12 protein-coding genes and 1 pseudogene are annotated in these 13,555 nt (G+C 64.0%); 4 read left to right on the top strand and 9 right to left on the bottom strand.

All coding sequences use genetic code 11. The annotated features are described in order from the left end of the window. Nucleotides 1-27: 27 nt before the first annotated feature. A complete protein-coding gene (gene pyrE / locus BLQ58_RS25270; protein WP_066730642.1) occupies nt 28-705 on the bottom strand; it encodes an orotate phosphoribosyltransferase in 678 nt (225 codons plus the stop codon). A gap of 30 nt (nt 706-735) precedes the next feature. Here pyrE and BLQ58_RS25265 point away from each other — a divergent pair, with 30 nt between their 5' ends. Further along, nucleotides 736-1,512, top strand: coding sequence for an exodeoxyribonuclease III (locus BLQ58_RS25265; protein WP_092602929.1), 777 nt, complete (start codon nt 736-738; stop codon nt 1,510-1,512). Nucleotides 1,513-1,551: 39 nt separating this feature from the next. Here the strand turns inward: BLQ58_RS25265 and BLQ58_RS29355 are convergent. Continuing rightward, nucleotides 1,552-1,666: pseudogene (locus BLQ58_RS29355) on the bottom strand (type II toxin-antitoxin system MqsR family toxin); the annotation flags it as partial. A 1,292-nt stretch (nt 1,667-2,958) separates the two neighbouring features. Here BLQ58_RS29355 and ltrA point away from each other — a divergent pair. Further along, nucleotides 2,959-4,665 (top strand): group II intron reverse transcriptase/maturase, encoded by a 1,707-nt coding sequence (gene ltrA, locus BLQ58_RS25250; RefSeq protein WP_092602927.1) that lies wholly within the window; start codon nt 2,959-2,961, stop codon nt 4,663-4,665. Between the two features lie 140 nt (nt 4,666-4,805). Next, nucleotides 4,806-5,753, top strand: a complete 948-nt coding sequence (argC, locus tag BLQ58_RS25245; RefSeq protein ID WP_254776147.1) for an N-acetyl-gamma-glutamyl-phosphate reductase — start codon at nt 4,806-4,808, stop codon at nt 5,751-5,753. A gap of 110 nt (nt 5,754-5,863) precedes the next feature. On the opposite strand, the gene BLQ58_RS25240 is transcribed toward argC, so the two are convergent. Together BLQ58_RS25240 and BLQ58_RS25235 are read right to left on the bottom strand one after the other, a co-directional pair. Next, nucleotides 5,864-6,328, bottom strand: a complete 465-nt coding sequence (locus BLQ58_RS25240; RefSeq protein WP_092602923.1) for an excinuclease ATPase — start codon at nt 6,326-6,328, stop codon at nt 5,864-5,866. A gap of 109 nt (nt 6,329-6,437) precedes the next feature. Continuing rightward, nucleotides 6,438-7,373, bottom strand: coding sequence for a M48 family metallopeptidase (locus BLQ58_RS25235; protein ID WP_092603057.1), 936 nt, complete (start codon nt 7,371-7,373; stop codon nt 6,438-6,440). A 117-nt stretch (nt 7,374-7,490) separates the two neighbouring features. On the opposite strand from BLQ58_RS25235, the gene BLQ58_RS25230 reads away from it, so the two are divergent. Further along, nucleotides 7,491-8,771 (top strand): muropeptide transporter, encoded by a 1,281-nt coding sequence (locus tag BLQ58_RS25230; protein WP_092602921.1) that lies wholly within the window; start codon nt 7,491-7,493, stop codon nt 8,769-8,771. A 51-nt stretch (nt 8,772-8,822) separates the two neighbouring features. Here BLQ58_RS25230 and BLQ58_RS25225 read toward each other — a convergent pair whose 3' ends face one another. From BLQ58_RS25225 to BLQ58_RS25205, 5 genes are all read right to left on the bottom strand, one after another. Continuing rightward, nucleotides 8,823-9,641 carry an acyl-CoA thioesterase gene (locus BLQ58_RS25225; protein WP_092602919.1) on the bottom strand — a complete coding sequence of 273 codons (819 nt, stop codon included), beginning with the start codon at nt 9,639-9,641 and terminating at the stop codon, nt 8,823-8,825. Nucleotides 9,642-9,770: 129 nt separating this feature from the next. Further along, on the bottom strand, nt 9,771-10,379 hold the full coding sequence (metW, locus tag BLQ58_RS25220) for a methionine biosynthesis protein MetW (protein WP_092602917.1): 609 nt from the start codon (nt 10,377-10,379) through the stop codon (nt 9,771-9,773). Next, nucleotides 10,376-11,548 carry a homoserine O-succinyltransferase MetX gene (locus tag BLQ58_RS25215; protein ID WP_092602915.1) on the bottom strand — a complete coding sequence of 391 codons (1,173 nt, stop codon included), beginning with the start codon at nt 11,546-11,548 and terminating at the stop codon, nt 10,376-10,378. The genes metW and BLQ58_RS25215 overlap by 4 nt, the downstream gene beginning before the upstream one ends. 286 nt (nt 11,549-11,834) lie before the next feature. After that, entirely contained in the window at nt 11,835-12,491 is a 657-nt protein-coding gene (gene slmA, locus BLQ58_RS25210; protein ID WP_092602913.1) for a nucleoid occlusion factor SlmA, read from the bottom strand. Then, nucleotides 12,488-13,522 carry a pyrimidine 5'-nucleotidase gene (locus tag BLQ58_RS25205; protein ID WP_092602911.1) on the bottom strand — a complete coding sequence of 345 codons (1,035 nt, stop codon included), beginning with the start codon at nt 13,520-13,522 and terminating at the stop codon, nt 12,488-12,490. The genes slmA and BLQ58_RS25205 overlap by 4 nt, the downstream gene beginning before the upstream one ends. Nucleotides 13,523-13,555: the final 33 nt, after the last annotated feature.

The following is a 13,555-nucleotide window of genomic DNA, read 5'->3' as shown; positions in this document are numbered from 1 at the left end:
CAGGCGGGGCCGTGTGCAACACAACTGTCAGACGCCGTACTTCTGACGATAGGCAGCAACCGCGTCGCGAGAGTTCCCCAGCGCCGGGTCCTGCGAGGCATCCAGATACGCCAGCAGGTCCTTCAGCGACGCGATGGCGATCACCGGCACGCCGTATTCGCGCTGCACGTCCTGCACGGCCGAATGGGTGCCGATGTTGTCGGCGGTGCCGCTTTTTTCCATGCGGTCCAGCGCGATCAGCACGGCGGCCGGCTCGGCGCCGGCGGCGCGGATCATCTGCATCGACTCGCGCACCGAGGTACCGGCCGAGATCACGTCATCGACGATCACCACCTTGCCCTGCAGCTTGGCGCCCACCAGCGTGCCGCCTTCGCCATGGTCCTTGGCTTCCTTGCGGTTGTACGCAAACCCGACATCGCGGCCCATTCCGGCCAGCGCGACGGCCGTGGCCGACGCCAGCGTGATGCCCTTGTAGGCCGGCCCGAACAGCACGTCGAACTGCAGTCCCGAGTTGATAAGGGTCTTCGCGTAGAATTGCGCCACCTGGCCCAGCATCGCACCCTGGTTGAACAGGCCTGCGTTGAAGAAATACGGCGACTTGCGGCCAGCCTTGGTCACGAACTCGCCAAAAGACAGCACGCCTGCATCCAGTGCAAAGCGGATAAAGGTCTGGCTCAGGTCGGCCGGCGTCGTCTGCTGCGTCATCTTTTCTCTCTGAATTCAAAATTTCCCGAGATGTTACGGATTATCAGCGCCAACCTCAACGGCATCCGTTCGGCCCACAAGAAGGGCTTCTTCGAGTGGATGGGCAAGCAGAACGCCGACATGGTCTGCGTACAGGAACTCAAGGCGCAGCAAGCCGACATGACCGAGGCGTTTCTGGCGCCACATGGCTATCACGGCTTTTTCCACTACGCCGAAAAGAAGGGCTACAGCGGTGTCGGCCTGTACACCCGCCACCAGCCCGAACGCGTGGTCACCGGGTTCGGCTGCGCCGAATTCGACGCCGAGGGGCGCTACGTGGAAGTGCAGTATCCGCACCTTGCCGTCATTTCGGTCTATGTGCCGTCCGGATCGAGCGGCGAAGAGCGCCAGGCGGCCAAGTTCCGCTTCATGGAAGCGTTTCTGCCTCACCTGCTGCAACTGAAGGCGAGTGGACGCGAAGTCGTACTGTGCGGTGACGTCAACATCGCCCACAAGGAAATCGACATCAAGAACTGGAAGGGCAACCTCAAGAACTCCGGTTTCCTGCCCGAGGAGCGGGCGTGGATCGGCGCGCTGTTCGACACCCACGGCTACGTCGACGTATTCCGCCAGCTCGACCCGCGCCCGGAGCAGTACACCTGGTGGAGCAATCGCGGGCAGGCCTACGCCAAGAACGTCGGGTGGCGCATCGATTACCACCTGACCACCGCGAGGATCGCCGCCACGGCCAAGGCCTGCGCCATCTACAAGGACGAGAAGTTCAGCGACCACGCCCCGCTGTCCATCGATTACGACTTTCCGTTGTGATGGGGCTCCCTGGCGCAAGGCCGGGGCGGCTGACGGCTTCAAGTCGCCCTGAACGGTCAATTTCACGTAAAGGGCTCCCATAGGGTGTGCGTGGGGGATACACATCCTGCCAGACGCGGTGGTCTCGATACGTCGTCATGCTCTTGTAGAAGTCGTCATGCGCCGTCGATTTTTTTTGCCTGCGAAATCAACCTGGTTGGTTATTGTTCACCAGCCCGGAACGCTGCCCCGCCAACACGCCTCTTTTGGCGTAAACCCTGCGTCCGGCAGTCAATCTCGCTACAATGCAGGTTCTCGTGCGACACGCACTTCGTGTCCGGCAGCTCTACGTTAAGAGCATCGACCTCTGTTGAGACAAGGAGAAGGCTTTGGCCTGAACCGTCCAATCTCAACCATTTCTTGCTTTGACAAGCCCGGCCGCAAGGCTGGAGCGAGTCCATGTGTTGTGGGAAGGCCAGCGTATCGGTCAACTCGCAGCTTGCTATTTGCTGGATGGATTTCCAGCCATTGCCCAAAGGTGGGGACGCTCGCCTTTGGGCAGATTCCCTATAAACGCCCCTCCAAGGAGGGTGCGGGCGGACGTGCGACGGCTGTTTTTGTTGCGCAAAAGCCACATAGCATTTAAACCGATCCAGCAGGATCGGCGCTACGCCTTTGGGACGGAGACATGAGCCCGCAAGGGCCCCTCTTCCGTCAAGCGCCTGCCGACATGGCGGCACTCAAGTAATGAAGTGAGGTTTCCCCGGAGCGTATAGCTCTGCGCGTTATGGTTCGGTCGAGTACGCCCGCGAGGGTGCCTCGATAGAGAACCTGTCATGCGACTGACAGTAGCCTAGGGAGACATGCGTCGCTGGTAACGGCGGGGTATGAAGCTCTCCTGACAACGTAGCCCCCGCAAGGGTGCGTCCCTATCGTGAGATAGGGGCGTAGAGACTCCGAGCAGCAATGGGGTCGAGGAGCCAGGCTGACTGGTATGGGTAATGTAAGTGAACTGCTGTTAAACACCGTGAGCATTGCTGTGCCAAAGCTGCTGATAGGCACTAACCAAAAGGTACGTGGTCGGATATTCCGCTGAGAACTCGGGATACGTCGTCAACAGACCACCGGTGGAGAGGCAGGCCCTAACCCGGTCTTGTAACGCGCAGGGAACGTGGTAAGCCCGTATGGCTGCCGGAGCGCAGTATGGCTCTGGCAGGCGAACCGCAAGGAACGCTGTCGGCTGTGCGGGTATGGGAGGTTGGAAAAAGCGAACGCCGGGTTGTAATGATCCGGATAGGGGTTGAAACATCATCCCACGCGAAAGCGGGCAGACTTCCAACTGGTCTTTCGTCGCAAGACGGCTGACTGAACTCGCTTGTTTAATTTTCTTCCCTTGGGGGGTGACATGCCCCTCAAGGGGCATGTTGTCTCTGCTGTTTGGGGAAGTCCTCAAGATAGGAGAGCAGCATGGAAGCATTGATCCGCGAGGATGAATCTGCGCCCTCCGGCATTCCGCAACGATGGGGCGACATCAATTGGCGCTGCGTCGAACGGAATGTCCGGGCAATGCAGATTCGAATTGCGAAGGCGACACAGGAAAGGGATTGGCGCAGGGTGAAAGCCCTGCAACGGTCTCTGACCCGCTCGTTCTCCGCCAAGGCATCGGCGGTACGACGAGTGACGGAGAACCAAGGTAAGCGGACGGCAGGTGTCGACCGCGAGCTCTGGGACTCGCCTGAAGTTCGGTGGCAAGCCATCGGACGGTTGAAGCGCCGGGGGTATCGACCTCTGCCACTGCGGCGGGTCTTCATTCCCAAAGCTAATGGAAAGGAACGCCCTCTGGGTATTCCGACCATGTTGGACCGGGCCATGCAGGCGCTGTATCTGCTGGCGCTGGAGCCGGTGTCCGAGGGGACAAGCGATCCGAACTCTTATGGGTTCCGGATCAATCGATCCACGGCGGATGCCATGTCCCAGCTTTTCGTCTCTTTATCCCAAAAGGCTTCGGCCCAATGGGTACTAGAGGCGGATATCCGCGGGTGCTTCGACCACATCAGCCATGACTGGCTGGAGCGCAATGTCCCAATGGACAAAGCAATCCTTCGGAAGTGGTTGAAAGCTGGCGTGGTATTTCAGGGCCAGTTTCAGGCGACCGAAGCCGGTACGCCACAGGGGGGCATTATTTCCCCAACCTTGGCAAACGTGGCGCTAAACGGGTTGGAACGGCAACTGGTGGAGTTCTTACGGACGACACTGGGCGTCAACAACGCGAAGCGGCTCAAGGTCAATGTTGTACGTTACGCGGACGACTTCGTAATCACCGGCAACACGCCGGAGGTATTAGCTAACGAAGTGAAACCGTGGGTAGAAAGGTTCCTAGCAACACGGGGGCTTTCACTGTCCACGGAGAAAACGCGGATCGTCAGCATAGCCGAGGGTTTCGACTTCCTCGGGTGGAATTTCCGGAAGTACTCGGGAACGCTGCTCATCAAACCGAGCAAGAAAAACGCGCAAGCGTTCTACCGCAAGGTGAAGGAGGTCATCAGCGCCAATAAGACGGCAAAGCAGGAGAATCTTATCCGCCTGCTGAACCCGATGCTGAGAGGCTGGGCACAGTATCACAGTCCAGTTGTGGCGAAAGAGTCGTTCAACAAAATGGAGCGCAGTATCTTCCGCGCTCTGCTCTGGTGGGCGAAACGGCGGCACCGAGGAAAGAATGCCGAATGGGTGCGGAAGAAGTACTTCGCGTCGTTTGGCGATCGGAACTGGGTGTTCGGGACCGAGTTTGTGGAAGATGATGGGGAACGGCGTTGGCAGGAGTTGTACTCGCTTGCCAGCACGCCCATTAGAAGGCACAAGAAGATTCGAGGGGAGTTCAACCCCTTCGATCCAGCGCAGGAAATGTATGGCGAAAATCTACGCCGGGACCGCATGTTGGAAAACATGTCTCACCGGAAACAGTGGATCAAGCTGTATGTCGACCAGCGGGGCTTGTGCGCGGTGTGTCAGTGCAAGATAACCAAAGAGACCGGGTGGGATGACCACCACATCGTCTACCGGGCCCACGGTGGGTCGGACGCTCTAGGAAATCGAGTATTGCTGCATCCGAACTGTCATATCCAGGTACACCAGCACGGTAGAACCGTTGTGAAGCCGGTGTTTGATGTCTCTTGAGCACTTTGTGAAGGCTTGAGCCGTATGCGAGGAAACTCGCACGTACGGTTCTTAGGGGGGAGCAGGCCAGCAATGGTATGCTCCTACCCTCCCGCCCCCAAGGACAGGAGACTCTTCGCATTTTTCATAGTGAGTCCGCCATGGTTTTCAAAGTGTTCGTCGATGGTCAGGAAGGCACCACCGGTCTCCGGCTGCTTGACTATCTCTCGGGTCGCTCCGATGTGGAGCTGTTGCGCATTGCCGATGACAAGCGCAAGGACCCGCAGGAGCGAGCACGCTTCCTGAATGCCTCGGACGTCTCTTTCCTGTGCCTGCCCGATGTGGCCTCGCGCGAAGCCGTGTCGCTGGTCACGAATCCGAACACGTGCGTGATCGACGCCAGCACGGCGTTCCGCACCACCGACAGCTGGGCCTATGGCCTGCCCGAACTGACCCGCGGCCAGCGCGAGAAGATTCGCGCCAGCAACCGCATCGCCGTGCCGGGCTGCCACGCCAGCGCCTTTGTGCTGGCCGTGCGTCCGCTGGTGGAAGCGGGCCTGATGCCGGCCGATTACCCGATCTCGGCGTTCTCGCTGACCGGCTACAGCGGCGGCGGCAAGTCGATGATTGCCGAATTCGAAGCCGGCGGTAACCCGAAGCTGAACAGCCCGCGCCCGTACGCGCTGGGCCTGGCGCACAAGCACCTGCCGGAAATGCGCGTGCAGGCCGGCCTGGCCCAGGCGCCGATCTTCAACCCGATCGTCGGCAACTTCCTGAAGGGTCTGTCGGTGACGGTGCCGGTGTATCCGTCGCTGCTGCGCGGGCAGGCCGATGCCGAAGCTATCCTCGACATCTACCGCAAGCACTACGAGGGCGAGCAGTTCGTCCGCGTGCATCCGTTCAACAGCGACGACAACCTGGACCATGGTTTCTTCGACGTCCAGGCCAGCAACGACACCAACCGGGTGGACCTGTTCGTGTTCGGCAACGAAGAGCGCCTGAACCTCGTAGCCCGCCTGGACAACCTGGGCAAGGGTGCGGCCGGCGCAGCGGTGCAGTGCATGAACGTGCGCATCGGCGCGGACGAAGCCACCGGCCTGAAGGCTTGACGGCCTGAACGCGCATCGGGCGCCAAGGGTGCGCGGGCGCGTGACGCACAAAAAAACCGGCTCCATGGAGCCGGTTTTTTCATGGGGTGCCTGGCTGGCGGCAGGCTGGATCAACCGCCCACCTTGACCAGCGTGGCCTTGAGCGCGACGCCGATATAGGCCGCGCCCTTGGCGCACACATACGTCTTGTCGCTCGACGTTTCGTCGTCCTTCCAGTTGCTGCGGATCTCCATTAAGGCGTTGTTGCCCGTGCTGCTGGCACGCTGCTGCAATTCCTGCAGCGCCTCCACGAACACGGTCTGGCACAGCTCGGCATCGGTCGGCGCGGGCGTGTCCTGCACCCGGCTCACAGGCCGGCGCACGCGCTTTACCGTCTTGAACAACACCGGATTCTGTGCGCCGTCGAGCCTGTTGAAGCCCCAGGACATCTGGATGCCCGGGTCGATCCGGGTAGCCGCCGTGGGCGACTTCAATGCGGCATCGATCGGCATGTTCATGAGCTGGTCGGCCGCACTGGCGGCGCCCGACGCCAGTAAAGCGGTCGCGACCAGGGCACTGCGCAATGTCTTGTTCATGGGCCTCTCCCTTGTTGAGTCGATCCTCGGCATCTGCGGCGCCACGCGCCTCGAACGCCACCCGGATGATGCTACCCGATCCGCCGTTGCACGAATCAGATTGACGTGTTTACTTTTTTAGTGGCCGCCGCTGGTCCTCGTCGCCAGCATCCACCGGCGCGCCGGCCAGGCCGGCCATGTTGGCCTGATGGGGCGCCAGCTTGTCCATCGGCATGTTCATGGTCCGGGCATAGATCGGCAGCACCTCTTTCATGTGCGCCTCCAGCACTGCAATGCGGCTGCGGCCCGAGGGATGGGTCGACGAGAATTCGTCGCCCGCCTGCAGGAACTTGCCCATCTTCTGCCACAGCGTGATGGCAGCGCGCGGGTCGTAGCCCGCGCGGGCGGCGATATCCATGCCGATGAGGTCCGCCTCGGTCTCTTCCAGCCGCGAGAACCGCAGCGACAACATCTTGGCGTTCGAGCCGATGTCCATGTTGCCCAGGTTGCCGAAGCCGGTCAGCTGCGACACCACGTTGGCCCCCAGATTCGAGATTTCAGCCTGCGCGGCGCGCTGGCGCGCGTGTTCTTCCAGCGCATGGGCGATCTCGTGGCCCATCACCACGGCCACTTCGTCGTCGGTCAGCTTCAGTTCGTCGAGCAGCCCGGTATAGACGGCCATCTTGCCGCCGGGCATGCAGAAGGCGTTGATCTGTTTGGCGCGAATGACGTTGATTTCCCACGGCCAGCGACCGGCGCGCGGATTCCAGAGCACGGTCTGCGGCAGCAGCCGGATGCCGATCTCGCGCAGGCGCTGCACCTGCGGATCGGCGTCGTCCAGCAGCGTATGTTTGGCGATGGCTTCCTGCCTGACCTGTTCGTACTCGCGGGCGGCCTGCTGGTCGATGACCTCCATCGGCACGATCTCGCGCACCTTCGAGTAGCGCCGCTCCACGCGCACGCCGTCATCGGGGGCCGCCACGAGGGCCACGTCCTGGGCCAGCACGGGCAGCGCCAGTGCAAGCGCCGCTGCGGCCAGGGCGACGCGCAGGCAGGACTGACGCATGGTCTCGGGCATGATGGGATTCACGGCGGGGCTCGATGCGAAATAAGTCGTGGCGGGTTCGGGGGCAGCGCGAACGGGTGATGCAATAATACACGCCAGCCCTGGCGCCACCCCATCATGAATTTCCAGACCTATCTCGACATCTTCCGCAACCGCCGCATCGGCGCCATGCTGACGCTCGGTTTTGCCTCCGGCCTGCCGCTGGCACTGACTTCCGGCACGCTGCAGGCCTGGATGACCGTGGAAGGGCTCGACATCAAGACGATCGGCTTCTTCTCGCTGGTGGGCCAGGCCTATATCTTCAAGTTCCTGTGGGCCCCGCTGATGGACCGCTACACACCGCCGATGCTGGGGCGGCGGCGCGGCTGGCTGCTGGTGACCCAGCTGGCGCTGGTGGGCAGCATCGCGGCGATGGCCTTCTGCCCGCCGCACCAGGCCCTGTGGGCGTTGGCGGCACTGGCCACGCTGGTGGCCTTCCTGTCCGCGTCGCAGGACATCGTGTTCGATGCCTACAGTACCGACGTGCTGCGCCCCGCCGAACGCGGGGCCGGCGCGGCGGTCAAGGTGCTGGGCTACCGGCTGGCCATGCTGGTGTCGGGTGGTCTGGCGCTCTACCTCGCCGACCGCGTGCTGGGCTGGTCGAACATGTACCTGCTGATGGCCGCGCTGATGAGTGTGGGCCTGCTCACGCTGATGTGGGCGCCCGAACCGGACACCCCGGCGCGCGCCCCCAGATCGCTGGAAGAGGCGGTACTCGGCCCCTTGCGCGACTTCTTCGGCCGCCAGGGCGCCTGGTGGCTGCTGCTGCTGATCGTGCTGTACAAGCTCGGCGATGCCTTCGCGGGCAGCCTGTCGACCACCTTCCTGATCCGCGGCCTGGGCTTCGACCCCGGCGAGGTCGGCATCGTCAACAAGACGCTGGGGCTGGCGGCCACGATCATCGGCGCGCTGTTTGGCGGATCGCTGATGGTGCGGCTGGGGCTGTATCGGTCGCTGATGCTGTTCGGCGTGCTGCAGGGGGTGTCGAACCTGGGCTACTGGGTCCTGTCGGTGACGCCGCCGCACCTGTGGACCATGGCCGCCACCATCGCCGTCGAGAACGTCTGCGGCGGCATGGGCACCGCGGCCTTCGTGGCGCTGCTGATGACGCTGTGCAACCGCTCGTTCTCGGCCACGCAGTACGCGCTGCTGTCGGCGCTGGCGTCGATCGGCCGCGTCTACGTGGGCCCGACCTCGGGCTACATGGTCGAGGCGTGGGGCTGGGCGCCGTTCTACCTGGGCACCGTCATCGCGGCCGTGCCCGGCGTGGCGCTGCTCTGGGCCATGCGCCACACCGTCCACCGCTATGAAGCGCAGGCGCGCGAGCCGGCAGAGACAGCGGCGGCCCGGCCGGCGTAGGGCGGGCGCAACGCCGGTTCGGCCCAGGGAGCAGGCGGGCAGATCCCGGCCTTATTCCTTGTAATAAACGATCTGGTGCGAGGTGGCGAGCAACGCGCCATCAGGGCTCCACATTTCCGCCGTCTGGTCGAAGAAGCCCTGCCGGAACACGCGCGCCCGGGCGCTGCCCAGCACGTGGCGGTCGCCCAGCGCGGCCAGCGTGGCCGCGTCGGCGTGGAAATACGTGGTCAGCGATACCGTGCCGGCCGGCACGAAGCCCGCGCGCTTGAGGAAGATGCGCGGGTAGAACGCGTCGCACCAGGCCGCCATGGAAGCATAGTCGGGCGTGCGCGCCGGTTCGTCGCGGATCCAGAACTGCGTCAGGCTGTCCGGATTCTCCGTGCCGGGCTGGGCCGTGGGCTTGGCGCCCCGCACCGCGCGCATGTCATAGCTGTTGATCCATTTCACCGGCGCGAAGCCACCCATTTTCGGCAGCGTCCGGGCGGCGGGCACGGCGGGCATCGTTGCTTCGCCACAATTCCATGTTTCGCGACGCACCGCGAACACGGCGCTGCCGGTGGTAGTGACTTCGCCGTTCTGCAGCACCTCCAGATGCCAGTGCTGGGTCGACCGATTGGTGCGCGACGGCCGCGCGACGATCTCGAACGCGCCTTCCGCAATCGGGCCGGCAAAGTTGACCGTCAGCGCGCTGGGATCGCCAAGCCGCTCGGGATGGATCAGCGCCGCCTGCAGCATGGCGGCCGCCGTGGCGCCGCCAAACGGCCCGATCATGTTCCAGTAGGCCTGGCTGGTGTGTCCCCGAAAGCGGTGTTCGCCGGCCGGTTCCAGTTGCAGGGCGTGATCGAGCGGATGCAGGGGCGCTTGCGTCATGGCAGGGATGCGGGAAAAAGTACGGTCGTTCGGTAACGTCGTACGGTATGCCCGCCGGAGGCTTGCGTCAAGCTAGGGACGCTTCGATTCCGCCCTGCAGCGCGCCGGGCGCAATCGCGCACACCCATGTCAGGTGGCCGCCACCCGATACACCGCCAGGCTGCCGCGCCAGTTGACGCCCCAGTTCACGGTCACGCCTTCGTGCATCACCACGCGGTCCAGCACGCGCAGGCCCACCTTGGGCGCCAGTTCCTCGAAATCGCGGATCGTCAGTACGCGCACGTTCGGGGTGTTGTACCACTGGTACGGCAGGGCCTCGGACACCGGCATGCGGCCCTGGAATACCGAAAGCCGGTGCGGCCAGTAGCCGAAGTTCGGGAACGAGACGATGCACTCGCGGCCCACCCGCAGCGTGTCGCGCAGCACCTGCGCCGTGTTGTGGATGGTCTGCAGCGTCTGCGACAGGATCACCGTGTCGAAGCTCTGGTCCTCGAACAGCGCCAGGCCGCCCTCCAGGTTCTGCTGGATCACGTTGACACCCTTCTGGGCGCAGGCCAGCACCTCTTCGTCACGGATCTCGATGCCGTAGGCCTTCACGTCCAGCTCGTCCTGCAGCACGCGCAGCAGACTGCCATCGCCGCAGCCGGCGTCGAGCACGGTGGAGTTCGGCTCCACCCAGCGGGCAATCGCGCGGAAGTCGGGACGCAGCGCGAGGATATTGGGATTGGCGGCGTTCATGCACCGATCTCCTCGGCAATGCGTTCGTAGTAGGCGCGCATCAGGTTGTGATAGCGCGGGTCTTCCAGCAGGAAGGCGTCGTGGCCATGCGGCGCGTCGATCTCGGCGTACGACACCTGCCGCTTGTTGTCGAGCAGGGCCTTGACGATCTCGCGGCTGCGGTTTGGCGCGAAGCGCCAGTCGGTGCTGAAGCTGACCACCAGGAACTTGGAATGCGTCTGGGCCATCGTCTTCGTCAGGTCGCCCTGGAAGGCCAGCGCCGGGTCGAAATAGTCCAGCGCGCGCGTGATCAGCAGGTAGGTATTCGCGTCGAAATACTCGGCGAACTTGTCGCCCTGGTAGCGCAGGTAGCTTTCCACCTGGAACTCGACGTCGAACGAGAACTGGATGTCCTCGGCCTTCAGTGTCCGGCCGAATTTCTCGGCCATGTCCTCGTCGGACAGGTACGTGATATGGCCGATCATGCGCGCCACGCGCAGCCCGCGCTTGGGCTTCACGTTGTGCGCGTAGTAGTTGCCGCCGTGGAAATCGGGGTCGGACAGGATGGCGCTGCGCGCCACCTCGTTGAACGCGATGTTCTGCGCCGACAGCTTCGGCGTGGACGCCACCACGATGCAGTGGCGCAGGCGGTCCGGGTACATCAGGCTCCAGGCCAGCGCCTGCATGCCGCCCAGGCTGCCGCCCATCACCGCCGCGAACTGCTCGATGCCGAAGTGGTCGGCCACGCGCGCCTGCGCGTTGACCCAGTCCTCGACGGTCACCACCGGGAACAGCGCGCCGTAGGGCTGGCCGGTGGCCGGGTTGGCGCTCATCGGCCCCGTCGAGCCGAAGCACGACCCAAGGTTGTTCACGCCGATGACGAAGAAGCGGTTGGTATCGAGCGGCTTGCCGGGGCCGACCATGTTGTCCCACCAGCCGATATCGCGCGGGTTGTCGGCGGCGATGCCGGCCACGTGGTGCGAGGCGTTCAGGGCATGGCACACCAGCACGGCATTGCTGCGCGAGTCGTTGAGCTTGCCGTAGGTTTCGACCATCAGGTCATAGCCGGCGATCTGGCTGCCATTGCGCAGCTTCAGCGGTTCGGCGAAATGCAGGCGCTGGGGCGTGACGACGCCGACGGAATCGGTCGGCACATCGAGCACGCCAGCGGGAGGAGCGACATCGGTCATGGAGCAGGCCCGCGTCAAGTCAGCAGGCGAAAAAAAACCCGACCGGCCAATGCGTAGGTTTCGCAGCCAAGTCGGGCTTTTCGCGGGATTCCGCGTGTCGGTGCTGGAGCGTGGATGATCCATCCGCGAGGCACCGACCCAACCTCTTTAGCCGCATTTATATTGGCAACCGGAGCGTTTTCCCCGGGTGCCGCGCGCCCGCAAGCCAGTCATCAAATCGGCGCGACCCGCACATTATAGTGCAAAGCGCCGGCCGCACGCATGACCGCTTGCCGGCGCGGGGCATTTACCCCAGCAGCACGCGCAGTTGCGCATCGATGTTGTCGCTCGGCAGCTTGCGGAACCCGCTGCGGGCGTAGCGGTGCCAGTGGCCCTGCACCGTGGCGGTAATCAGCGCCACGCGTCCCGGAATATCGGCATCGGCCGGAAACGCGGCCTGCGTGACAGCCACCTTCAGGCACTGGCGCAGCGATGCCTCGATGCGGTCCACCATCTGGTTCATGCGCTCCTGCAGGCGCTCGTGCTCGCCCACGAGGGCCTCGCCGGTCAGCACGCGCGTCATGCCCGGGTTCTTTTCGGCAAACGTCAGCAGCATGCGCACGATGGCCTGCACCTGGCGCAGCCCGTGTTCCTCCTGCGTGGTGATCTGGTTGATCAGGCCGAACACCGTCTGCTCGATAAAGCCGATCAGGCCTTCGAACATCTGCGCCTTGCTGGCGAAATGGCGATACAGGGCGGCCTCGGACACCGACAGCCTGGCGGCCAGCGCGGCCGTGGTGATCTTTTCCCCGCGCGGGTGTTCGAGCATGCCGGCCAGCGTCTGCAGGATCTGGATGCGGCGTTCGCCCGGGCGCGGGCGCTTGCGCGCCGGGGTCTCCGGCTCGATGGCCGATGAGGCAACTGGCATGAGAGCCTCTGCCTCGCGAGCGATGGTTTGCGTCATGACCCGATTCTCCGCTTTTGTCGTAGGAGTTGATGCATCAATTGTACTTTTATGTCCACATATCCCGGGCGATTCACCACGCGGGCACGCATTCTGGGGGCATGATCGGGCTGCATCTGTGGCGCCGTTGCCGCAGTCTGGGCACCTGACCCGCCGTCCAGGCCGCCCGACGGGTCCTGGGTTTCGGCCGCGACCAGCGTCACCGAACGCTCCTGGGCCGTGTGGCCCACATGCTGGCGATCCTCGGCCGACAGCATCGACCGCGTGGCGGCATCGCGCGCGGCGCCGGCCTGGGCCGGCACCACATGCGGCCGCGACGGCGCCAGCGTGCGCAGGAAACCGGTGACCCAGGCCGTGCGGATGCCCATGGCCGCATAGTGCTTCAGGTGGGACACGGTGTCCTCCACCAGCACCACGCGGTGCGGCGCCACGCCAATCTGCGTCAGCAGCCGCCGCAGCATGCGCCGGTCGGGCTTGGGCCGCAGATGACCATGCACCCACATGTCCTCGATCGCCACCACGCGCTCGAAGCAGCGGTCGATCCCGGCCATCGCCATCACCGCCATCGCGTAGTCGCGCGGCGCGTTGGTCACGAGGACCTTGCGGCCCGGCAACCGGCGCAGCGCGGCCACCAGCCCGCGCCGCACGCGCACCATGTCCGCCAGTTCGGGGAAGTCGTGCGCGGCACGCAGGAAATCCGCGGGGTCCACCTGGTGATGGCGGATCATGCCCAGCAGGGTGGCGCCGTAACGCTGCCAGTAGTCCACGCGCACGCGGCTGGCCGTGGCCTCGTCGCTGCCCAGAACCCGTGCCACGTACGCGGTCATCAGCCGGTTGATGGCCGGGAAGATCGCGTGCGAGGCATCGTGCAGCGTGTTGTCGAGATCGAACAGCCACACCGTATCGCCGGAGGCATTCCCCACCGCGTCGCGCAGCAGATGCCGGCGCGGACGGTGGACGGAAGCCTGTCCGGACGAAAGACGACGTGCGCGATCCCTGCCGCGACGCTGGGTGGGCTGACGGATAAACACGCCTGGATTGTGAACCTGAATGGAGAGGAAGAC

Source organism: Ralstonia sp. 25mfcol4.1 (genome assembly GCF_900104095.1).
In the GTDB taxonomy this organism is placed as follows: domain Bacteria; phylum Pseudomonadota; class Gammaproteobacteria; order Burkholderiales; family Burkholderiaceae; genus Cupriavidus.
The sequence above is the reverse complement of the archived record's forward strand: the minus strand, read 5'-3'. Positions and strand labels throughout refer to the sequence as shown.

What these genes read in the sequence shown, in the direction of transcription:
- BLQ58_RS25235 (WP_092603057.1), bottom strand. Translation starts at nt 7,373, where the DNA reads ATGCGTCAGTCCTGCCTGCGCGTCGCCCTGGCCGCAGCGGCGCTTGCA.
- BLQ58_RS25215 (WP_092602915.1), bottom strand. Translation starts at nt 11,548, where the DNA reads ATGACCGATGTCGCTCCTCCCGCTGGCGTGCTCGATGTGCCGACCGAT.
- BLQ58_RS25230 (WP_092602921.1), top strand. Translation starts at nt 7,491, where the DNA reads ATGAATTTCCAGACCTATCTCGACATCTTCCGCAACCGCCGCATCGGC.
- ltrA (WP_092602927.1), top strand. Translation starts at nt 2,959, where the DNA reads ATGGAAGCATTGATCCGCGAGGATGAATCTGCGCCCTCCGGCATTCCG.
- BLQ58_RS25240 (WP_092602923.1), bottom strand. Translation starts at nt 6,328, where the DNA reads ATGAACAAGACATTGCGCAGTGCCCTGGTCGCGACCGCTTTACTGGCG.
- slmA (WP_092602913.1), bottom strand. Translation starts at nt 12,491, where the DNA reads ATGACGCAAACCATCGCTCGCGAGGCAGAGGCTCTCATGCCAGTTGCC.
- BLQ58_RS25225 (WP_092602919.1), bottom strand. Translation starts at nt 9,641, where the DNA reads ATGACGCAAGCGCCCCTGCATCCGCTCGATCACGCCCTGCAACTGGAA.
- metW (WP_092602917.1), bottom strand. Translation starts at nt 10,379, where the DNA reads ATGAACGCCGCCAATCCCAATATCCTCGCGCTGCGTCCCGACTTCCGC.
- argC (WP_254776147.1), top strand. Translation starts at nt 4,806, where the DNA reads ATGGTTTTCAAAGTGTTCGTCGATGGTCAGGAAGGCACCACCGGTCTC.
- pyrE (WP_066730642.1), bottom strand. Translation starts at nt 705, where the DNA reads ATGACGCAGCAGACGACGCCGGCCGACCTGAGCCAGACCTTTATCCGC.
- BLQ58_RS25265 (WP_092602929.1), top strand. Translation starts at nt 736, where the DNA reads ATGTTACGGATTATCAGCGCCAACCTCAACGGCATCCGTTCGGCCCAC.